General features: G+C 51.4%; 23 protein-coding genes. 16 read left to right on the top strand and 7 right to left on the bottom strand.

Annotation, left to right across the window (positions count from 1 at the left end):
- Positions 1-56 precede the first annotated feature (56 nt).
- Together syd and KDD30_RS12465 are read left to right on the top strand one after the other, a co-directional pair.
- The gene (gene syd / locus KDD30_RS12470; RefSeq protein ID WP_211646156.1) at positions 57-611 is read left to right on the top strand and encodes a SecY-interacting protein; all 555 of its coding nucleotides are present in this window, start codon (positions 57-59) and stop codon (positions 609-611) included.
- Positions 612-614: 3 nt separating this feature from the next.
- Complete coding sequence (locus KDD30_RS12465; RefSeq protein ID WP_211646155.1) at positions 615-1391, top strand: Zn-ribbon-containing protein; 777 nt, start codon at positions 615-617, stop codon at positions 1389-1391.
- Positions 1392-1442: 51 nt separating this feature from the next.
- Here the strand turns inward: KDD30_RS12465 and KDD30_RS12460 are convergent, their stop codons facing one another.
- Both KDD30_RS12460 and KDD30_RS12455 read right to left on the bottom strand, forming a co-directional pair.
- Positions 1443-1727, bottom strand: a complete 285-nt coding sequence (locus KDD30_RS12460) for a hypothetical protein (RefSeq protein ID WP_211646154.1) — start codon at positions 1725-1727, stop codon at positions 1443-1445.
- Positions 1728-1753: 26 nt separating this feature from the next.
- Complete coding sequence (locus KDD30_RS12455) at positions 1754-1984, bottom strand: DUF2789 domain-containing protein (protein ID WP_211646153.1); 231 nt, start codon at positions 1982-1984, stop codon at positions 1754-1756.
- 413 nt (positions 1985-2397) lie between these two features.
- Between KDD30_RS12455 and KDD30_RS12450 the strand changes: the two genes are divergently transcribed.
- Entirely contained in the window at positions 2398-2589 is a 192-nt protein-coding gene (locus KDD30_RS12450; RefSeq protein ID WP_211646152.1) for a hypothetical protein, read from the top strand.
- 828 nt (positions 2590-3417) lie between these two features.
- Here KDD30_RS12450 and KDD30_RS12445 read toward each other — a convergent pair.
- On the bottom strand, positions 3418-3720 hold the full coding sequence (locus KDD30_RS12445; protein WP_211646151.1) for a DUF3301 domain-containing protein: 303 nt from the start codon (positions 3718-3720) through the stop codon (positions 3418-3420).
- A 30-nt stretch (positions 3721-3750) separates the two neighbouring features.
- Positions 3751-4797, bottom strand: coding sequence for a DUF3549 family protein (locus KDD30_RS12440; protein ID WP_211646150.1), 1047 nt, complete (start codon positions 4795-4797; stop codon positions 3751-3753).
- Between the two features lie 131 nt (positions 4798-4928).
- Here KDD30_RS12440 and KDD30_RS12435 point away from each other — a divergent pair, with 131 nt between their 5' ends.
- From KDD30_RS12435 to KDD30_RS12425, 3 genes are all read left to right on the top strand, one after another.
- Entirely contained in the window at positions 4929-5255 is a 327-nt protein-coding gene (locus KDD30_RS12435; RefSeq protein WP_211646149.1) for a YqcC family protein, read from the top strand.
- Positions 5252-6019 carry a tRNA pseudouridine(65) synthase TruC gene (gene truC, locus KDD30_RS12430; protein WP_211646148.1) on the top strand — a complete coding sequence of 256 codons (768 nt, stop codon included), beginning with the start codon at positions 5252-5254 and terminating at the stop codon, positions 6017-6019. Before KDD30_RS12435 ends, truC begins: the two co-directional genes overlap by 4 nt.
- A gap of 104 nt (positions 6020-6123) precedes the next feature.
- Positions 6124-6579, top strand: coding sequence for a flavodoxin (locus tag KDD30_RS12425; protein ID WP_211649916.1), 456 nt, complete (start codon positions 6124-6126; stop codon positions 6577-6579).
- Positions 6580-6620: 41 nt separating this feature from the next.
- Here KDD30_RS12425 and KDD30_RS12420 read toward each other — a convergent pair whose 3' ends face one another.
- The 3 genes from KDD30_RS12420 to map all read right to left on the bottom strand — a co-directional run bounded on the left by KDD30_RS12420 (position 6621) and on the right by map (position 10744).
- Complete coding sequence (locus KDD30_RS12420; protein WP_211646147.1) at positions 6621-7001, bottom strand: DUF3461 family protein; 381 nt, start codon at positions 6999-7001, stop codon at positions 6621-6623.
- A gap of 205 nt (positions 7002-7206) precedes the next feature.
- On the bottom strand, positions 7207-9828 hold the full coding sequence (gene glnD / locus KDD30_RS12415) for a bifunctional uridylyltransferase/uridylyl-removing protein GlnD (protein WP_211646146.1): 2622 nt from the start codon (positions 9826-9828) through the stop codon (positions 7207-7209).
- A gap of 118 nt (positions 9829-9946) precedes the next feature.
- On the bottom strand, positions 9947-10744 hold the full coding sequence (gene map / locus KDD30_RS12410; protein WP_211646145.1) for a type I methionyl aminopeptidase: 798 nt from the start codon (positions 10742-10744) through the stop codon (positions 9947-9949).
- Between the two features lie 326 nt (positions 10745-11070).
- On the opposite strand from map, the gene rpsB reads away from it, so the two are divergent.
- The 10 genes from rpsB to KDD30_RS12360 all read left to right on the top strand — a co-directional run bounded on the left by rpsB (position 11071) and on the right by KDD30_RS12360 (position 21717).
- Positions 11071-11799, top strand: coding sequence for a 30S ribosomal protein S2 (gene rpsB / locus KDD30_RS12405; RefSeq protein ID WP_211646144.1), 729 nt, complete (start codon positions 11071-11073; stop codon positions 11797-11799).
- Positions 11800-11914: 115 nt separating this feature from the next.
- Complete coding sequence (tsf, locus tag KDD30_RS12400) at positions 11915-12760, top strand: translation elongation factor Ts (RefSeq protein WP_211646143.1); 846 nt, start codon at positions 11915-11917, stop codon at positions 12758-12760.
- 91 nt (positions 12761-12851) lie between these two features.
- Positions 12852-13583, top strand: coding sequence for a UMP kinase (pyrH, locus tag KDD30_RS12395; RefSeq protein ID WP_211646142.1), 732 nt, complete (start codon positions 12852-12854; stop codon positions 13581-13583).
- Between the two features lie 70 nt (positions 13584-13653).
- On the top strand, positions 13654-14211 hold the full coding sequence (gene frr, locus KDD30_RS12390) for a ribosome recycling factor (RefSeq protein ID WP_036755937.1): 558 nt from the start codon (positions 13654-13656) through the stop codon (positions 14209-14211).
- Between the two features lie 80 nt (positions 14212-14291).
- The gene (locus KDD30_RS12385) at positions 14292-15059 is read left to right on the top strand and encodes an isoprenyl transferase (RefSeq protein ID WP_211646141.1); all 768 of its coding nucleotides are present in this window, start codon (positions 14292-14294) and stop codon (positions 15057-15059) included.
- 128 nt (positions 15060-15187) lie between these two features.
- Entirely contained in the window at positions 15188-16036 is an 849-nt protein-coding gene (locus KDD30_RS12380) for a phosphatidate cytidylyltransferase (protein ID WP_211646140.1), read from the top strand.
- Between the two features lie 149 nt (positions 16037-16185).
- Positions 16186-17382, top strand: a complete 1197-nt coding sequence (ispC, locus tag KDD30_RS12375; protein ID WP_211646139.1) for a 1-deoxy-D-xylulose-5-phosphate reductoisomerase — start codon at positions 16186-16188, stop codon at positions 17380-17382.
- Positions 17379-18734 carry a sigma E protease regulator RseP gene (gene rseP / locus KDD30_RS12370; RefSeq protein WP_211646138.1) on the top strand — a complete coding sequence of 452 codons (1356 nt, stop codon included), beginning with the start codon at positions 17379-17381 and terminating at the stop codon, positions 18732-18734. Before ispC ends, rseP begins: the two co-directional genes overlap by 4 nt.
- 36 nt (positions 18735-18770) lie before the next feature.
- The gene (bamA, locus tag KDD30_RS12365; RefSeq protein ID WP_211646137.1) at positions 18771-21188 is read left to right on the top strand and encodes an outer membrane protein assembly factor BamA; all 2418 of its coding nucleotides are present in this window, start codon (positions 18771-18773) and stop codon (positions 21186-21188) included.
- Between the two features lie 19 nt (positions 21189-21207).
- The gene (locus tag KDD30_RS12360) at positions 21208-21717 is read left to right on the top strand and encodes an OmpH family outer membrane protein (RefSeq protein WP_211646136.1); all 510 of its coding nucleotides are present in this window, start codon (positions 21208-21210) and stop codon (positions 21715-21717) included.
- Positions 21718-21817 lie beyond the last annotated feature (100 nt).

The following is a 21817-nucleotide window of genomic DNA, read 5'->3' as shown; positions in this document are numbered from 1 at the left end:
CACACACACTTGGATTAGAATAGGCAAAGTTTACTGAATCTTGCTTGAGGTTGCGAATGAATCATCCTGTTACGGCCGCATTGGCCGATTTTTCCTCCCGTTTTATGAATGTCTGGTCTGAAGAGCGGGCCAGTTTACCTTGCAGCAGCGATTTGATCGGCCTGACGTCGCCCTGTGTGGACAGCGACAATGGCGACACGGTGTACTGGCAGCCGGTCGTTCAGGAGCCGATGGGCAGTCTGGCTGCGGTTGAAAACGGCATTGAGCTTCGCCTGCATTCAGACATTACGGCGTTTTACGGCAGTTTTTATAGCGGCGATATGACAGCCCGCTTTGCCGATCTGGAGTTTGACCTGTTACAGGTGTTCAGTGCAGCGGATCTGCAGCGTCTGCAGGAAAATGTGCTGGGGCATCTGGTGACGCAGCGGCGGTTAAAGCTGAAGCCAACAGTGTTTATCGGCGTGATGGATGCAGAAGATCGGGTGATTTCTATTTGTAACCTGAGCGGGAATGTCGTGCTGGAAACGCTGGGCAAGCCGAATCATCAGGTCTTGGCGGAAGATGTGGCCAGCTTTATTCGTCAGCTTGAGCCAGTGGTCAGGGTCCGATAAATCATGTATGTCATTGAGTTGCAATTTGAATGTTTTGACAATACCACGATCTCAGCTGTGGAACAGGCCATCAACGGACTGATGGACGCGCTCCGTTATAACGGTCAGGTACTGGGGCGGGAATTTCCGATTGTGATGGATGAGGCGGTGTTCAAGGTGAGGGCGGTGTGCCCGGAAAAAGAAAGCCTGCACAGTCAGTTTCACAGTCCGCAGGTCAAAAGTTGCATGAGTCGTCTGACACAGGCCAGCCTGCTGGCTCCGAAAGTCAAAGTACTTGGCCGGGATATGAACTCGGAAGCCACGGCGGAAGAATCGCCGACATGGCAGGTGCTGTATACCACTTATGTTCATACCTGTTCGCCACTGCGCAGTGGTGAGACCCTGCTGCCGATCCCTTTATATCGAATTCCGGCCACCTTTAACGGGGATCACAAGGCGGTGGTGAAATGGCAGACCGAATGGCAGGCCTGCGATGAAATTCAGATGGCCGGAGGCTGCCAGGCAGAACATGCTGCTCTGCGGGAAATCCGGGATGCTGACAGCGATTTATTCCGTCGGGGCTGGGATTTGCGAGGCCGGATTGAGTATCTGACGCACATCCCGACTTATTATTATCAGTATCGGGTGGGTGGTGCGAGCCTGGCAGAAGAAAGTCACCGGCCTTGTCCGAAATGTGGTCTGCCCTGGCGGCAGGAAGAACCGTTACACGGCATCTTCCATTTTAAATGCGACCCTTGTCGTCTGGTGTCCAATTTGTCCTGGGATTATCAGTCCTCATAAAAAACGCCTGCGGTAATCCGCAGGCGTTTTACATCGTGCAGCTCAGGCGGATTAGCTCGCTATCCGTTGCTCTAAGGCTGTCAGTCTCTCAGTCAGTTCAGCCACCTGCGATTCCAGTTGTGCAATGCGCGCCTGATCGCTGAGTGGCTTTGCTTTGGCCTGAGGAATGTCTGGTAACTGCGCATGCTGTTTCCAGCTTTTTAGCGCCTGTATGATGACAGGCATGGGCAGCGGCTCTCGCAGGCGGGCTTTGACCAGCGCAACGCTGGGTTCCTTACCTTCAGAGATCAGAGATTGGATGGCGCGCTCCAGCGCATCAGTGATAGCAGAGGACATCATTCTTCCTAAATTAGATGGATAGGTTATTTTCGTAGCAAGGCATCCAATTGATCAATCACTTCGCACCAATCGGCATCTTCTGCGATCGATTCTTTCAGAAAACGGCGTTGTGCCGGGGCCCAGAAATCGGCCTGAGCAATGTTTTCATTTTGCTGCAGGTGATGTTCCCGAATAAAACCTTCAATAGAATCCTTGGATGAATTCAATCCTAATTGATTGAAAAGGCTTGGTAAATCATGGTTAAACGTTTCCATATGAGCATCCCCCGATTGGTGTATGTCTTAAGTATAGTGGGGAACTCTGGTCAATTCGTCTGAGGGCTTTGTGAGAGATCGCTTACAGATGTGTAGGAAATTCAGAAATCATGGTAGAGAAGAAACTGAATGTGCATTCTTTAAATCAATGAAATTCAATCGGTTAGGTTTATTATTCTTTTCTGATATTGTTCGCAATAATAAATTTCGGCGCTGGCAATCGCTTGTTCTGAACAGGATTTCGCGTAATCTTAACTCTGTCGCAGGGAGCTGACACGGAACAGGAACTGGAGCCATGGAGCTGGCTATCTCAGGATGAGATTGTATTTTCAGGATGAAAATACTCAGGGAAGGTTCGGAGATTGCGGGAAGCAATCAGTGCAAACGGATGTTTGCCGTCAGGATGACCAGGGATGATGTTTCAGGATGAAGTCAGGGACACCGCCAGGAAGGCTGTTGAGAGTGAATTCAGGATGGATTCACGGGTCAGGAGACCTGGGAACACTTCAGGACGAAGTTCAATAAGGGAAGTGCTGAAGGATTCAGCTTACAAAGGAATGATGCAGGGAGCACCGTCGCAGCAGGATGTTGCAGGTAAGACCTAAGGGCGCAACGCAAGTTGCGCCCATTCTTTTTATATCTCCTTCCTTCCCGTTGTTCCCGATAGATGCACTGATTTGCTGCGTGAACTGGCGTGACTTTTGTCACACAACATCACGGGTTGTCTCATGTGTGCGCAAATGATTTCAATGTTGAGTATGGGCAAAATCCTCAGGTAAATTGACCAATCATAAAAAAATTTCGGAATTTACCAGACCGCTTGTGCGAGATCGCTTACAAATGCGTGAGAAAAATGAGTTTCACGATTCATCTTTCAACGTATGGAACACAAAATAACGTCTATAAAACAGTTGGTTAGGTTTTGTTTTGGGTGTGCGGTATTTTGAGAGACGTTTGATGTTGCTTTGCCCTGCTGTGTTCGTCTCATTTTTGTCGTAGTCTTAGAAGTGTCGAAGGAATTGACAGTTTGGAACAGGAAAACGGCCAGGGAGCAGGGTCGGTTAGGGACGATAGTGAGAGCGAGGACAGCTCTTGCGCTAAGGATAGTTCAGGACAAGGCAGGATTGCCGGTTGCAGTCACCAGGATGGGGCTGCTCAGGAAGAGTGAAGGACACTTTCAGTACGAAAGGAAGGACACCGCCAGGAAGGTCGAAGAGAGTTATTTCAGGATGAAGTAACGGATCAGGAGATCACGGACACGTTCAGGAAGAACGCCAAAAGGATGAACGCCGACGGATTCCGGCGCATCAACGGAATGAGGCAGGGAGCCACTCAGTAGCTGGATTGCTGCAAGTAAGACCTAAGGGCGCAACGAAAGTTGCGCCCGTTCTTTTTTCTGCCTTGATCAAATGTTTATCGCTGTAAAAGCCGGACTAATCCGGCATGTGATGCGGCGGAACGTCAAACTGTACCGGACGCATCCCTTTGAAGGTGGCATACCCTTGATAAGCATCGGCACCATTCGCTGAAAACTCAAACAGATACACCGTTTGCCAGCGCCAGCGGCCATGTTTATCTTTGAATTGGTGTGACCCCCGGGCCACACTCAGCACCTGAAGACCCAATTGCTTGCATCTCAGGCCGATGTACTGCTGCGCGAGCTCACTTTGCCGGCGTTGTTGCCAGAACAGCCAGCCCAGAATGGCAATTGCCAGAATGCCGAGTAAATTATCCATCCTTTGAAATCATCCTTTTGAGTCGGCGGGTTATTGTCCGCGTGCTGCTTGCTGTAAGCGGGTAATGGCTTCTGTCAGCTCGGGGTTCGCCGGGCTGTGCAGGACTTGCAGCATCACACCACGCAGTGCTGGCAGCATCACCAGATCGGCAAACAGCTGGTTGAACAGGGTCTGATCCTGGGTTTGCGCCAGACGGAGTAGGTACAGGCTGGCTGTGTCAGTGTCTGCCAGTCCTGTCCAGCAACGGCCTGCAATAGCGACCAGCATTTCAGGATGACAGAGTTGCGGTTGATTCAGTATCACACGAATCACCGGGTTCAGGATGGAAGCATCAGCACCGGATAAGGCACGAACCAGAGCCGTCAGCAGAAAAATATCACTTTCTTCAGCAGCCAGCTCCTGCTCAATGCGTTCAGCCAGTCGAGCAGCCAGTGCATCAGGCAGCGTGCAGTGTTCCAGACAGCCCAACAGCGCATAGAGCGGGGTCATCGGCAGATGGTTCAGGGCTTTACGCAGCAGTGTCGCATTATTTTCCTGTTTCATCCGCGCACAGACATCGGCCAGTCCCTGCAGGCCAACGCCCTGCCACTGATCCCACGCTAACTGACCACTCAGATAGAGCTGCGCATGCTCGTAATACTGGCTGGCAGGTAAGGCCAGCTGATGACGCAGATGCGCGTGGAAAATCGCCATCTTGTCGTCTTTGGGTTTGAAGGTATATGGGTTTGCCGCCAGTTTCTGCTGTTCTTCTTCCGTGGGGACGGCATTCAGCGTCGCACCCATGGCTTCAATCACATACTTGATGAAATCACCGACAGCAGCCTGCTTCAACAACCCGCGCTCATCAAGCGGTAGTTTCAGAAACCAGATCCACGGTGGATTCCCCGCCTGCCAGAATGAAATCGATAAATGGGCATGCTGCTGTAACGGCCATGGATAAGGCTGGCGGTTCTCTTCAACGGCCTTGAAGGTATCGCGGTCGATCTCGCACACCCGGCGGCCCAGATCAAAAATTCTGTACTGGCAGCCCGCGTTATCCAGTAATTGGGTCAGGGTGTGAAATTTATCCTTGGACATGGAGCAGGTTCCTCGATTTTTTCGGCATCTGGGGCGCATTATAGGGAGTTGAGGCCGAAGATGGTATCCTTGCCCGTCGGTGTCCGGTCACGGGCCACGCTTTGCGCCCATCTAGATTCAGGAGTACTGCATTGGATCCTTATGAGAAAACCGCCAGCTTACTGGCAGCACTTGAATTGCAGTTGCACGAGCAGGGCCTGTGGCAGTCCGAACCGCCCAGTGAAGCGGCGCTGTCGAGCACTCTGCCATTTGCGGTCGATATGCTGACTTGTGCTGAGTGGCTGCAGTGGATCTTCCTGCCGAATATGTATCATGTTTTGTCTGAACGTCTGCCATTGCCGACGGCATTCTGCATTTATCCTTATGTCGAAGAAGCAGCGCGCCAGGAGCCGGGGCTGGACGCTGTTTTACCGGTCATCAGTGCGCTGGACGATTGGTTAGGAGGCGCGAACGCATGACAGAAACAGCCCCTGTGTTAGAGATTCTGTATCAGGATGACGTGCTGGTTGCCGTGAACAAACCGGCGGGCATGCTGGTTCATCGCTCCTGGCTGGATCGTCATGAAACCCGCTTTGTCATGCAAACGCTCAGAGATCAGCTAGGCGGACAGCATGTCTTCCCTTTACATCGCCTTGATCGGCCTACGTCCGGTGTGCTGCTGTTTGCGCTCTCCAGCGAGATGGCTGCAGAAATGATGCCGAAGTTTGCCGGACGGGAAGTGAAGAAAACCTATCATGCCGTGGTACGTGGCTGGGTGAAAGAAGCTGCTGTGCTGGATTATCCGTTGAAAGAAGAGCTGGATAAGCTGGATGACAAACGAACGGATCAGGATAAAGCGCCGCAAGAGGCCGTGACTGCGTATTGGCCGCTGGCCACGGTTGAAACTCAGATCCCCGTGGGCCGCTATGCAACCAGCCGTTACTCGCTGGTGGAAATGAAGCCTGAAACCGGCCGTAAACATCAGTTGCGCCGGCATATGCACCACCTCAGCCATCATATTATTGGTGATGTGAACCACGGCGATGGGCGCCACAACCGGATGTTTCGGGAGCATTACGACTGTCACCGGCTGATGTTACATGCCTCTGCACTGGAATTTATCCACCCGGTTTCCGGCCAGCCATTGAGGATCCGGGCTGACGTCGATGACAGCTGGCTGCGGGTGATGGACGCATTTGACTGGCCGTTGTCACTGCTGACGCAAGCCCCGGAAGAAAATTGACAGGCGGATCCCGCAATTGTTTTTCCGATTTGCATCTGTGCCGGACACACGCCAAAGTAAACGCAGATGATAGAAATTCAGACAAGGAGTGGGGTGTGACTGGGATGGCGAATATTGGTGTGTTTGTGGGCTCTGTTTTTGGCGGAGCAGAAGAAGTCGCAGAGGAAATCGTCAGCGAACTCAAAGCCAATGGTCATCAGGCTGAACTCTTTGTTGAGCCGAATCTCGATGACTTTCTGACTTACCGGGATGATGTTGCACTGGTGATCACTTCGACGACAGGGCAGGGAGAGATTCCGGAAAACCTGCTGCCTCTGTATACAGCGCTCAACGATCAGTTTCCGCTGATGCCTGCGCTGAACTATGGTGTGATTGCTATGGGGGATTCCAGCTATGGGGAAGACAGGTATTGCGGGGGCGGTCGTCAGTTTGATGTTTTATTGCAGGAATTGCAGGCGAAGCCGGTCACAGAGCGGCTGGACATTGATGCCTGTGTGAATTTTGATGCCACTGAAGCAGCGTTGCCCTGGCTCCAAACCTTCATGAAGCAAGTGAGTTAACAAAATGCCGCTGCCTGAACAGCGGCATTTTTGTATCAAGGTTATTTCAGCTTTGCCAAATCCGCTTCAATTTCGGCGATCTTGTGTGTGACGACTTGCTCCAGATGCCTTAAGTCCGACAGGATCTTTTTCTTGATATCCACATCCTGATGCCGCTTCCGGGTGATCTTATCCAGCTCTTCAGTCACAAACGTCAGATTCCGGTTGATTTCGGAAATCTCTTTCGCTTCGCGGTTGCCACTGTTCACCACCACAGACTTTTTGTGACGGGGAAATTTCAGTTTCATGCTTTTGGCAAACAGCTCGCCCTTTTGTTTGGCGAAGTAAATTTTCAGAATATCGTTTGCAGCTTCCTGGCGCAGACTATAGCTTTCAATACGCTCAGGGTGCTCAATCCCCAGACTGGTCAAATTCGGATACATGGCGGCCTCATAGATGGTGGTCTGATAAGCGGATGCACTCGATACAACAAAATGTGGCTAATGACAGATCAACCGCGCGTTGATAGAGGCAATTCTTTGCTACTCTAGCAATTCGTCTGGCCGAAGTCTTGAACCCAGCGCAGAATCTGCGTCAATGAAAAGATACAACCGTCACTTTTTGATGACGGCTGATGAATTTATCAATTCAGGCTGCGTCGTTAATCCGCTCAATCAGCGCCGATTTCAGGGTTTGCTCCTGCACTTCAGTCAGTTGCTGACCCGATTCATTGACCAGAATGAAAAAGTCTTCTGCCCGCTCGCCGATGGTGGTAATTTTAGCGGCCTGCAAACTGACATTCTGTTCGGCAAAAACGGATCCGATCCGGGCCAGCAGGCCTGGCATATCCAGTGCGACCAGTTCCATCATGGTCTTTTTCCCGGTTTTGGTGGGTAGGAAGTCCACCTGAGTTTTGACATGGAAATGCCGCAGTTTACGGGGGGGCCGTTTATTGCGTCGTTCTGAAGACATGGTTTCCAGTGCCTGGATCAGATCCGCCCGGACCATGGCATGACGGTTTTCTGTCAGCGGATCGCCATTGGGATCGAGCACCATGAAGGTGTCCAGCGTGTAGCCGTCTTTGCTGGTCATGATCTGGGCGTCATGCACACTGAGATTTTTCTTATCCAGCTCAGCAACCACAATCGCAAACAGCTTGGCTTTATCCTTGCTGTAGACGAACACCTCGGTTCCTCCGCGGGTGGGCTTTTTGCTGATCAGGATCAGCGGGGTGTCTGGATCGTGATGTTGCAGCAAGGCTTCTGCATGCCAGGCGATCTGCTGGTGGGTGTGGCGCAGGAAATAATCCGCTTTAAACCGCTGCCACAGGACCTCGACTTCACGTTGGGTAAATCCCTGACTTCGTAACACAGCAGAGGCCATTTGCTGATTGTGGCGGATACGTTCACGGACATCTGGTGGATTCTCCAGTCCGCGGCGCAGTGCTTTTTGGGTCGAATAGTAAAGTTCTGCCAGTAAAGTCCGTTTCCAGCTGTTCCATAGTTCCTGATTGGTGGCGCAGATATCTGCGACGGTCAGGCAGATCAGATAATCGAGCCGTTCCTCATCCCGAACGATTTTGGCAAACTCGGTGATCACATCCGGATCATAAATATCGCGACGCTGTGCAGTCACGGACATCAGCAGGTGATTTTTCACCAGCCAGGTCACCAGATTCGCTTCCGGGCGGGATAAACCGTGATTGATACAGAACTGATAGGCGTCATCTGCGCCCAGCTCGGAATGATCCCCGCCGCGCCCTTTGGCGATATCATGGAAAATCGCCGCCAGGATCAGCAGCTCTTTTTTCTGAATTCTGGGGTAAACCTCGCAACAGATCGGGTGAACTTCCCGGTTGGCCGGATCGCTGAATTTATTCAGATGTTTCAGCAGCCGAACACTGTGCTCATCGACGGTGTAGACGTGGAAAAGATCGAACTGCATCTGACCGACAATCTGGCTCCATTGCGGCAGATAGGCTGCCAGCACGCCATGGCGATGCATCAGACGGAAGGCTTTATTCAGAGCGTTGGGCTGGCGGGCCAGTTCCATGAATTTTTCTCTGGCTTCCGGGATATCGACCAGGAAACGATTCAAACGACGTCGTGCCGTCCGGAGCTGGCGCAGGGTGGGGGCTGCAATCCCATCAATTTCTGAATTCCGGGCGATGTGCAGGAACATATCCAGAATGGTCTCCGGCCTGGCCTGAAACAGCGCAGGTTTGCGGGCTTCAATCAGATGCCCCGCCAGTCGGAAATCCTCGTCGAGATCGACAGTGGCTTGTTCCTGACCGTTTTTCAGAATGGCCTGATCGAAAAGCTGCAACAGCATTTTGTTGAGTTCGGCAACCCGGCGCAGGGTCCGGTAGAACTCTTTCATCATCATTTCGACGGGTTTGTTGCCTTCACCGGTATAGCCCAGCTTCTGAGCGACGGACGCCTGGTGTTCAAAGGTCAGGCGGTTATCGTATCGTTTCAGTTCACAGTGCAGCGCAAACCGAATCCGCCATAGTGACGCCTGACACTCATAGAGCTCCCGGTATTCCGCATCGGTCAGAAATCCAAACCGGCTCATCTCCAGCAGGTTAGTCGCTCCGAAGTGGCGGCGGGCCACCCAGCTCAACGTGTGAATATCGCGTAATCCGCCCGGGCTGGATTTAATATCAGGTTCCAGGTTGTAGGTGGTGTCATGATAGCGGGCATGGCGCACGCGCTGCTCTTCCACTTTAGCGCGGTAAAACACCTCACTGGGCCAGAACTTGCCGGAGTTCACCTGTTCCTGCAGTTGCTGAAAGCTGTCTTCGCTGCCGCACAGCCAGCGGGCTTCCTGCAAGTTGGTGGCGACGGTCAGATCTTCCAGACCAATATTGATGCATTCTTCAATGGTGCGGACGCTGTGACCCACTTCCAGCTTCAGATCCCAGAGCAGGGTGAGGAACTCGCTGACCTGTTTCCCGATCTGGGTGTCCAGTGATGTTGCACTCAGCAGCAGAATGTCGACATCCGACAAAGGATGCAGCTCCCCGCGACCATAGCCGCCGACGGCAACCAGCGCCAGATCATCCCGCTGGTCCAAACCAAAAACCGGCCATAAGTGACGTAACATTTCGTCCATACAGTCAGAACGGCTGGCGACCAGTTCAGTGACGGGCACATGCTGGGCAAACAGCAGCTGTTGTTGCTCGTTAAATTGCTCCAGCTCTTGCTTGAGTGCTAAACGCAGCTGGTTGATGTTTTCGCCGCTGGCGGTCTCTGAATGTGCTTGTGTCATTGCTGTCCATGCTCTCGGTCGGATTTCCTTTTACTCTAGCTTGAAACACAGGAACAAAAAAGCCAGCAGAATGCTGGCTTTGAGGGATTGATTCATTGCTGAAAGCGACGGGGGCGAATCAGGCGTTTTTCATCACGCGCGGTAAAGACTCTTCTTGACGCAGGGTCAGAACTTCACAGCCATCCTCGGTCACCAGCAGCGTATGTTCCCACTGGGCTGATTTTTTGCCGTCGACGGTATAGACAGTCCAGCCGTCGTTCTCATCCAGCTCACAACCGAATTTACCCGCATTGATCATCGGCTCGATGGTGAAGCACATGCCGGCTTTCAGGACGGTGCGGTCTGCGTTTTTGTAGTGAACAACCTGCGGCTCTTCGTGGAACTCGTCACCAATGCCGTGACCGCAGTAGTCGCGGACAATGCTGAAGCGGCTGTTGCCATTCTTCACGAACTTCTGAATCGTGGTGCCGATTTCACCCAGTTTGGCGCCGGGCTTCACTTTCTTCATGGCTTGATACAGGCTTTCCTGAGCCACGCGACACAGGCGTTTGTCTTCCAGAGAGACGTCACCGACTTCGAACATCTTCGAAGTATCACCATGATAACCATCTTTGATTACTGTGATGTCAATATTGATGATATCGCCATCTTTCAGAATGTCTGATTCACTTGGAATCCCGTGACAGACCACATGGTTAATGGAGGTACAGATGGATTTCGGGAAACCGTGATAGTTCAGCGGTGCCGGGATCGCGCCCTGAGTGTCGGTAATGTACTGATGACAAATCCGATCCAGTTCTTCTGTGGATACCCCGGGTTTGACATGTGGCTCAATCATTTCCAGCACTTCGGCAGCCAGACGGCCCGCCACACGCATTTTTTCGATTTCTTCAGCCGTTTTGATTTTAATGCTCATGCAAACTTCTCAACCTTATCAGTCTCTATGCTTTCTATGGTATCAGCGCACGCCCCGGATGGAAACTGGCTTCGGTCTCCGGGGACATTTAGGCTGGATTTTAACAGTCAAAATATGGTATAAAGCGCGCCGTAATTTGCCAGAATGTGCGTTGATGAAAATCGACCCGTCGGTCAGGTTACATAAAAAACGTTATTTTATTAATCACTCACACATATCGACACGTGCTCCGGGGTGCCCAAGGCTTTTGATGAAGCCGACTGTTATCAGTCCAGGGTCGGTAGCATGGGATATGTGGACGCCTAACCCCAATTGAGGAATATTCAATGGCAACTGTATCAATGCGCGACATGCTGAAGGCTGGTGTTCACTTTGGTCACCAAACCCGTTACTGGAACCCTAAGATGAAGCCATTCATCTTCGGTGCTCGTAACCGTGTGCACATCATCAACCTTGAGAAAACTGTACCAATGTTCAACGACGCGCTGGCTGAGATCAACAAGATCGCTGCTCGCAAGGGTAAAATCCTGTTCGTTGGTACGAAGCGTGCAGCCAGCGAATCTATCAAAGAAGCTGCAATCAGCTGTGATCAGTACTACGTGAACAACCGTTGGTTGGGCGGTATGCTGACTAACTGGAAAACTGTTCGCCAGTCAATCAAGCGCCTGAAAGACCTGGAAACTCAGTCTACTGACGGTACTTTTGACAAGCTGACTAAGAAAGAAGCGCTGATGCGTACTCGTGAAATGGAAAAACTGGAGAAATCTCTGGGCGGTATCAAGAACATGGGCGGTCTGCCAGACGCAATGTTCGTTATCGATGCTGATCACGAGCACATCGCAATCAAAGAAGCGAACAACCTGGGTATCCCAGTATTCTCTATCGTAGATACTAACTCTAACCCAGACGGCGTTGATTTCGTTATCCCAGGTAACGATGACGCAATCCGCGCAATCCAGCTGTACACAGGTGCTGTTGCAACGACTGTTACTGAAGCTCGCAACCAGGACATCGTTGTCCAGGCTGAGCAAGACGGTTTCGTAGAAGCTGAGTAATCAGTCCGCTCCTTTGAGCATCTTAAGTTACCTTGTGTAAACTAAGTATGGTTAACAGGGGCCGCTCACAGGCCCCTGATTTTTACACCAAGATTTAAAAACTGAGGATATAACAATGGCAACAGTTACAGCTGCCCTGGTTAAAGAACTGCGTGAGCGTACTGGCGCAGGCATGATGGAATGTAAAAAAGCTCTGGTTGAAGCAAATGCAGACATCGAGCTGGCCATCGAGAACATGCGTAAGAGCGGTGCTGCAAAAGCGGCTAAAAAAGCAGGTAACATTGCTGCTGAAGGTTCTATCATCATCAAGAACACTGACGGCGTAGCTGCTCTGGTTGAAGTAAACTGCCAGACTGACTTCGTTGCTAAAGACGGTAACTTCCTGGCTTTCGCAAACGAAGTTGCAGATGTTGCACTGGCAAGCAAAGCAGACATCGCTGAGCTGCAAGCTCAGTTCGAAGAGAAGCGTGTTGCACTGGTTGCGAAAATCGGTGAGAACATCTCTATCCGTCGTGTTGCTTACATCGAAGGCGAAAAAGTAGCTTCTTACCGTCACGGCGACCGCATCGGTGTTGTTGTTGCAGGTAACGGCGAAGACGAAACCCTGAAGCACATCGCAATGCACGTTGCGGCTTCACGTCCAGAGTACGTGAACCCAGAAGATGTACCTGCTGACGTTGTTGCAAAAGAGCGTGAAGTTCAGGTTGAAATCGCGATGAACGAAGGCAAGCCTCAAGAAATCGCTGAGAAGATGGTTGAAGGCCGCATGAAGAAGTTCACTGGCGAAGTGTCTCTGACTGGTCAGCCTTTCATCATGGAACCGAAGAAATCTGTTGGTGATTTCCTGAAAGAAAGCGGTGCTTCTGTTTCTACCTTTATTCGCCTGGAAGTTGGTGAAGGTATCGAGAAAGCAGAAGGCCTGAGCTTCGCTGAAGAAGTTGCTCTGGCGCAGAAAGGTTAATCTTTCGCACATTGCTTATAGAAGACCGTGGCCAAGGCTGCGGTCTTTTTACAACTCCATCTCTCTATCGTAAGCCTGGAAGGTACAATAAATGACCACGAATCCTAAACCGATTTATCAACGGATCCTGCTGAAACTGAGTGGCGAAGCGCTGCAGGGTGACGAAGGTTTTGGTATTGATGCCCATGTTCTGGATCGCATGGCTCAGGAAATCAAAGAACTGGTAGAACTGGGCGTACAAGTGGGTCTGGTTATCGGTGGTGGTAACCTTTTCCGTGGTGCAGGTCTGGCTGCTGCGGGTATGAACCGAGTTGTGGGCGATCACATGGGTATGCTGGCAACAGTGATGAATGGCTTGGCCATGCGTGACTCGCTGCACCGTGCCTATGTGAACGCGAAAGTGATGTCAGCGATTCCATTGAATGGCGTCTGTGACAGCTATAACTGGGCTGAAGCGATCAGCCAGCTTCGTCAGGGTCGTGTTGTGATTTTCTCGGCCGGTACCGGGAATCCTTTTTTCACGACTGACTCTGCTGCCTGTCTGCGTGGCATTGAGATTGAAGCCGATGTTGTGCTGAAAGCCACAAAAGTCGACGGCGTTTACAGCGAAGACCCAGTAAAAAATCCAGAAGCAGTTCTTTATGATAAGCTAAGTTATCAAGACGTTCTGGAAAAAGAACTGAAAGTAATGGATCTTGCGGCATTCACTCTGGCGCGTGACCACGGCATGCCAATTCGTGTCTTTAACATGAACAAGCCGGGCGCACTGCGTAAAGTTGTCATGGGTGAAGTTGAAGGCACCTTGATCGCACACAGCGAATAAGGCTGCAATAGATTGATAGGGTGGGGAAAATCACATTCTCCACTAAGACCGACTATTCAAGGGTACAAACGTGATTAACGAGATTAAAACTGATGCGCAAACGCGCATGGAAAAAAGTGTTGAAGCACTGAAAACTCAACTGGCAAAAGTGCGTACTGGTCGTGCACATCCAAGTTTGCTGGACGGTATTCAGGTGGAATACTACGGTTCGAACACGCCGCTGCGTCAGGTAGCGAACGTGATTGCTGAAGATGCACGTACCCTGGCGATCACTGTCTTTGACAAAGAGCTGACGCCTAAGATTGAAAAAGCAATCATGATGTCTGACCTGGGTCTGAACCCATCTTCTGCGGGTACTGTGATTCGTGTACCACTGCCACCGCTAACAGAAGAGCGTCGTAAAGATCTGGTGAAGGTTGTTCGTGCAGAAGCTGAGCAAGGCCGAGTTGCTGTGCGTAACATCCGTCGTGATGCGAACGCAGACGTGAAAGCGTTGCTGAAAGATAAAGAAATTTCAGAAGATGATGACCGTCGTGCACAAGACGACATCCAGAAGCTGACGGATGCGGCGGTGAAGAAAATCGATGCCATTCTGGAAGCGAAAGAAAAAGAGTTGATGGAAGTTTAAGGTTCGCCTGACTTCAGAACAACAAGTAAGCTCTGAAGCGCTGTGCGTGCAGCACGGCGCTTTTTTGTTGAGGGAAATGTATGGCAGAGCCTACAACCAACACTGAGTGGTATGCTCAGAAGCTGCCTAAGCACGTGGCCATCATCATGGATGGAAATGGACGCTGGGCCAAAGCGAAGGGCAAGGCGCGGGTGTTTGGCCATAAAGCCGGTGTGGAAGCCGTACGTAAAACTGTCTCTGCTGCAAGTCGTCTTGGCATTCAGGTTGTGACCCTGTTTGCATTCAGTAGCGAAAACTGGCGTCGTCCGGAAGATGAAGTCTCTTTATTGATGGAGCTTTTTCTGACCGTACTGGGCCGCGAAGTTAAGCGTCTGCACAAGAATAACATTCGCCTGAAAATCATTGGCGATACCAGCCGTTTTAGCCAGCGTCTGCAAGATAAAATCCATGCTGCAGAATCGCTGACCGCGAACAATACCGGAATGGTCCTGAACGTGGCTGCCAATTATGGCGGACAATGGGACATTATTCAGGCTGCGCAGTCGCTCGCCCGTGACGTGGCAGAGAAGGGACTGACTCCTGACGCTATCACTGAAGACATGCTGGCCGATCGCTTATCGACCCATGGCCTGCCCGATGTCGACCTGCTCATCCGAACCAGTGGTGAATGCCGCATCAGCAACTTTATGCTGTGGCAGGCTGCCTACGCCGAATTGTACTTCACCCCGCTGCTCTGGCCGGATTTTGATGAAGATACATTTTCCGAAGCCATTGCCTGGTTTATGGACCGGGAACGCCGCTTTGGCTGTACAGGTGAACAAATCAAACTGTTATTGAATCGCCAGTAACGGAAATCAGGTGGCGGAAACTGGAATCCCGCTGCCATTCTGATGACAAGCTCATAGCTTGTTGGATTGCGACCAAGCAAGATATTGCTGAGAAGCGACAAAGATAAATTATAACGAGAGGAACAAGCTTGCTTAAGCAACGAATTTTGACTGCATTGGTTCTGGCTCCGATTGTGATTGCCGGAATCTTCCTGTTACCTTTTTCGGGATTTATGCTGGCATTAGCCGGGATTACTCTGGCCGGTTTCTGGGAGTGGACCCAGTTTGTGAATACGCGCTCTCGCGCGTTGGCGATGGTGCCACCGGCATTGATCCTGCTGGCTTCCTGTTTTGTGTTGCCCACAGATGCCATGGCGTTGGGGGCTTTGACAACATCCCATCACACCATGCTGACCGTGGGAGGCGTCTGGTGGCTGCTGGCTTGCCTTCTGGTGGTGACCTATCCGGAAAAGTCCGGGTTCTGGACGCGCTCAACTGTACTCCGATACTGTTTTGGTCTGCTGACCTTGATCCCATTCTTCTGGGGTGTCCTGATGCTGCGTGCGGTGAACTATGCTGAAGCGCCTTATTACGGCGCTAAACTGGTGATGCTGGTGTGCCTGATGGTTTGGGCGGCCGACAGTGGCGCATACTTTGCGGGGAAACGCTTTGGCCGTCGTAAAATGGCACCGAAAGTCAGCCCGAATAAAACGCTGGAAGGCCTGGCGGGTGGTGTGTTGCTGGCCGTGATTGTCGCCTGGGGGGCAGCCGAGGTGCTGGGCATTCCTTTCCATGGTGCAGGTGCGCTGCTGTCGACCGTCGTCCTGACCGTGATCGCTTCGGTTTTTGGCGATCTGGTGGAAAGTATGTTCAAGCGCGTCTCAGGAATTAAAGACAGCGGACAGATCTTACCGGGCCATGGTGGTATTCTTGACCGAATAGACAGCCTGACAGCCGCATTGCCGGTGTTTGCATTGCTCTATCTCTGGCTGATTTGATGCCTGATTCGGGGGAAGCGGGTAACCACTTCCCCCGTTTTGATTTTGATAGTTTACTTAATGTGTGAGTCTGAGATTCTCCGCATCAAGTGGACAAGCAATATTTGGATGACCGCTGACTTGAGCGGTCTTCGTGAAGTAGTGAAACTATGCGTAAGTTAACCATTCTGGGAGCGACAGGGTCGATTGGCTCCAGCACCTTATCTGTCGCGGAAACGAATCCTGAACAATTTGAAATCGTGGCGCTGGCTGCTGGCAGCGACAGCCGGAAAATGTTTGCCCTGTGCTGCCAGTGGCAGCCGAAGTATGCAGTGATGGCTTGTGAGTCGGCAGCCAAAGACCTGACTCAGCGCCTGTCGACTGAAGGTCTGAAGACACAGGTCCTCTCTGGTGAAGCCGGGCTGTGCCATGTTGCGGCATTGGAAGAAGTGGATACCGTGATGGCTGCTATTGTCGGCGCAGCCGGACTATTACCCACCATGGCGGCAGTGAAAGCCGGAAAACGCATTTTGCTGGCGAATAAGGAAGCGCTGGTGATGTCGGGCCAGCTGTTTATTGATGCCGTTGAGAAATATGGTGCGGAAATATTACCGGTTGATAGTGAACATAATGCGATTTTTCAGTGTCTACCCTTAGACGTGCAGCAAAAACCGGGCAGGTGTGATCTGACGAAAGCCGGTGTCAGCAAGATTTTGTTAACCGGTTCAGGTGGTCCTTTCCGTTACACTGATGTGCGTGAACTGGATGAGGTGACACCGGAAATGGCCATTGCTCATCCAAACTGGTCCATGGGACCGAAGATTTCTGTGGATTCGGCCACTATGATGAATAAGGGGCTGGAATATATTGAGGCGCGCTGGTTGTTCAATGCTTCTCGTGCGCAGCTTGAGGTACTGATTCACCCGCAGTCTGTGATTCATTCGATGGTGCAGTATAAAGATGGTTCCGTGCTGGCTCAGATGGGATTACCCGACATGCAGACGCCTATCGCATATGCGATGGCTTACCCTGAGCGTGTGGGTACCCGTGTCCCGCCGCTTGACTTTACCAAGGTGGGTGAGTTTACATTCATTGCGCCGGATATGTCGCGTTATCCATGTCTGCAGCTGGCGATTGATGCGTGTTACAGTGGTCAGGCTGCGACAACAACACTGAATGCCGCAAACGAAATGGCTGTGGCAGCGTTTTTGGCGGGAGAAATCCGCTTTACCGACATTGCCCGTGTAAACGAGCAGGTTTTGGCCCAGGCCGATATGACAGAACCGCATAGCCTGGATTGTGTGCTCGCATTGGATGCCGCAGCACGCCAACTGGCACAGCAAGTGATTCAGAAGGTAGCGAAATGATGGGAATTTTGTGGAATTTGGGTGCCTTTCTGGTTGCATTGGGCATTCTGATCGCGGTACATGAATTCGGACATTTCTGGGTTGCACGTCGTTGCGGCGTGTATGTGGAACGTTTTTCCATCGGTTTTGGTAAAGCCTTATGGCGTCGTGTTGATAAGCAGGGCACAGAATATACACTGGCGATGATCCCGCTGGGTGGCTACGTGAAAATGCTGGATGAGCGGGTGGATACCGTTCCGGAGGAGCGTCGTCATCAGGCCTTTAATCGTAAAGCACTCTGGCAACGCAGTGCGATTGTTGCAGCCGGACCGATTGCCAACTTTGTGTTCGCGATTTTTGCATACTGGGTTGTGTATCTGATTGGCGTCCCTGCTGTAAAACCTATGGTTGGCGAAGTTGCACCACAGTCCATTGCTGCACAGGCAGGGATTGAATCCGGCATGGAACTTAAGTCGGTTTCCGGTATCAAAACTCCGGACTGGGAATCGGTCAATATGGCGATGATTGGTCATATCGGGGATGATGTCATGACCCTGACCGTTGTTCCGCCGGATGAGTCCTATGAAGAAACCTTGCGGTTGGATTTACGGGACTGGTCGTTTGATCCGGAAAGTGAGCGTATACTCACAACCCTGGGGATCACGCCGTTTTCACCGCCGATCACTTTGGAGATCGGCCAACTGGTGGATAAGGGTGCAGCCCAGAAGGCTGGTTTTGCTGTGGGTGACACGATTGTATCCATCAATGACCAACCGATTGTGAACTGGGAACAGGTGGTTGATATCATTCGTTCCAACCCTGAGGTTGCGCTGAAGGTTCAGCTCAATCGGGCAGGAGAGCAGATTGAGGTGTCGCTGACACCGAAAACAAAAGAACTGTCCAGCGGAGAGCTGGTAGGCTATGCCGGATTTGCACCTGTTGTGGAAGCCTGGCCGGCTGATCAGCGTTTTCAGCTGAAGTACGGACCTTTTGAAGCAATTGGCCAGGCAACGGAGAAAACCTGGCAACTGGTGACACTGACCTTTGACATGGTGACCAAGCTGGTGACCGGTGATGTGGCACTGAAAAACCTGAGCGGGCCGATTTCTATCGCGAAAGGCGCAGGTACAACGGCTGACTATGGCATTGTGTACTTTTTAGGGTTTCTGGCCTTGATCAGCGTCAACCTGGGGATTGTGAACCTGTTGCCGCTACCGGTACTGGATGGTGGTCATCTGCTGTTCTTCGCAATCGAAGCGGTGACCCGTCGTCCGGTATCGGAGCGTATTCAGGAGATTGGCTATCGTCTGGGTTCTGCGATTTTGGTCGTTTTGATGGCTGTCGCGCTTCTCAATGATTTTACCCGCCTTTAATAAGTGCGTATTTAGCAAGGAATAATCAGAACAGTAATGGCGATGAAGAAACTGTTAGTCGCATCCCTCTTGCTTGGCAGCAGTGTGGCACATGCGGAAGAATTTGTGGTGGACGATATCCGCTTTGAGGGACTACAGCGCGTCGCGTTAGGTGCGGCGTTGCTGAAAACGCCGGTCAGAGTTGGCGACACTGTCGATGAGCGGGATGTTGCGGATATGATTCAGGCATTGTTCGCTTCGGGTAACTTTGAAGATATTCAGGTTTTCCGGGACAACAATGCACTGGTCGTGAAAGTGATTGAACGTCCGACCATTGCCAGCATTACGTTTTCAGGCAATAAAGCCATTAAAGACGAGCAGCTTCAGGAAAACCTGAACGCGTCGAAAATTCGTGTGGGTGAAGCGCTGGACCGGACGACACTGAGCAAGATTGAAAAAGGTCTGGAAGACTTTTATTACAGTGTCGGAAAGTACAATGCCAGTGTGAAAGCGGTCGTCACACCGTTACCACGAAATCGTGCTGACCTGAAGTTCGTCTTCACTGAAGGGGTTTCTGCAAAAATTCAGCAGATCAACTTCATTGGCAATACCGTGTTCAGTAACGAAGAACTGCGGGACAAATTCAACCTGCAGGCTGATGTGCCTTGGTGGAACTTTCTGGCGGATGAGAAGTATCAGAAGCAGGTTCTGGCCGGGGATCTGGAAACACTTCGCTCCCAATACCTCAATAACGGCTACCTGAAATACAAGTTGCAATCGACGCATGTCTCGATCTCACCCGACAAGAAAGGCGTGTACATCACGTTGAATATTGACGAAGGTCAGCAATACACCGTCAAAGGGGTGAAATTCCGCGGTAATCTGGTCGGTGAGCAAGGCGAACTGGCAAGCTTGGTGACCTTTAAAGACGGCGATATTTACAATGGCGCCAAAGTCACTGCGCTGGAAGAGTCGATTAAACGTCGTCTGGGTGAACTGGGCTATGCCTACCCGCAGGTCAACACGATTCCGGAATTTGATGATGAGAATCAGCAGGTCTCCCTGCTGGTGAATGTCGAACCGGGTAAGCGGATCTATGTTCGTAATATCTCGTTCTCGGGGAATACTTCGACCAAAGATGAAGTGCTGCGTCGTGAAATGCGGCAGATGGAAGGCAGCTGGCTGAACTCGAAATCGATTGAGCGAGGCAAAGAACGTCTGAACCGGACCGGATTCTTTGAAACCGTCGATGTGCAGACTGTTCGTGTGCCGGGCACTGAAGATCAGGTTGATGTTCAGTACAAGGTAAAAGAAGCCAACGCCGGTAATATCAACTTTGGTGTTGGCTATGGCACAGAGTCCGGCGTGTCTTTCCAGGCGGGGATCCAGCAGGATAACTTCCTGGGAACCGGGAACCGGTTCGGCATCAGCGCCATGATGAATGATTACCAGAAGAACGTCAGTGTCGAATACCGCGACCCGTACTTCACGCTGGATGGCATCAGCCTGGGCGGAAAAGTTTACTACAACGAATTTGAAGCTTCGGACGCGAACATTTCGGACTATACCAACCAGAGTTACGGCGCCAGTCTGACCTGGGGTTTCCCTTATGACGAACTGAACTTCTTTGAATTCGGCGTCGGTTACGACCATAACAAAATCTCGAATACCGAAGAGTATTACCAGATAGAAAAATTCAAGCGTATTCATGACTTTGACGAGGCCAATACTTCCATCGAACTGGATGATTTTGACTGGTCGGTTTCCTGGACGCGCAACAACCTGAACCGGGGCTTCTTCCCGACTGCCGGTAATCATCAGCGGGCAACATTCCGGATGACGATTCCGGGTTCTGATGCCCAATACTTCAAAGCTCAGTATGACGTACGTCAGTACTTCCCGCTGACCGAAGATCAGGACTTTACCTTGTTGCTCCGCGGCCGTCTGGGCTATGGTAATGGTTACGGGACAACAGATAACGGCAGTGATCAGCTGTTGCCGTTCTATGAAAATTTCTATGCGGGTGGTTTTTCGACCCTGCGTGGTTTCCGGTCTAATACCGTCGGCCCGAAAGCGGTGTACGTCGGTGGCTGTGACACCGGCAGTAGTATCGGCGGCAACAACAGCTGTGCGACCGGCTCGGATGATGCTGCGGGTGGTAATGCGGTCGCTCTGGCGAGTATGGAGCTGATCGTACCGACCCCATTTGCTTCGGATGAAGCCAGAAACCAGATTCGAACCAGCTTGTTTATTGATGCTGGTAATGTGTGGGACACCGAATACGATTTGACCGGTGAAGACGGTGAGTTTTTATATGACTACTCCGATCCTTTCCTGATCCGGGCTTCCTATGGTGCTGCACTCCAGTGGATGTCGCCGATGGGACCTCTGGTCTTCTCGGTGGCGAAACCACTTAAGAAATACGATGGCGATGATGAGGAATTCTTCACATTTACCATCGGACGCACATTCTAACCCTTGAAGGAGAGAGCTTTTGAAACAGTGGATTAAAGCAGCCGGCTTTGGCCTGATGGTGATGTCATCTTCCATGTACGCTCATACTGCTGCGGCAGCAGAGAAAGTTGGCTATGTCGCAACGGCTCAGGCGATGGCGCAACTGGCTCAGCGTTACAATGTGAAAGACAAGCTGCGGAACGAGTTTCAGGGCCGTATTACTGAACTGCGCACACTGGAAACGAACATCAAGTCGAAGCTGGATAAGCTCAAGCGCGATGGTGAATTGATGAGCGCCAGTGACAGAGGCAAGCTGCAGAACGAACTGCAGACGCTGGATGGCCAGTTCAAACAAAAAGCACGGGCATTGCAGGAAGATCAGGCCCGTCGCGGTGCTGAGGAACAGCAGAAACTGGCGCAAAAACTGCGTACAGCGATTCAGGATGTGGCAAAACGCGAAGGATATGACATGATCGTTGATGGTCAGGCAATCCTGTTTGCCAACCCAAAAGATGATCTGTCCACAAAAGTACTGTCTGCGGTGAAGTAATCACGTCTACGCACTGTCACAGGTGAGACTCAATCGTTGCGCCAGCGGGCCCAAAACTCGCTGGCGCATCTGGTAGGGTCTGCCGGGACCCAAAATGACA

It is taken from the genome of Photobacterium sp. GJ3, from assembly GCF_018199995.1.
Taxonomy (GTDB): domain Bacteria; phylum Pseudomonadota; class Gammaproteobacteria; order Enterobacterales; family Vibrionaceae; genus Photobacterium.
The sequence above is the reverse complement of the archived record's forward strand: the minus strand, read 5'-3'. Positions and strand labels throughout refer to the sequence as shown.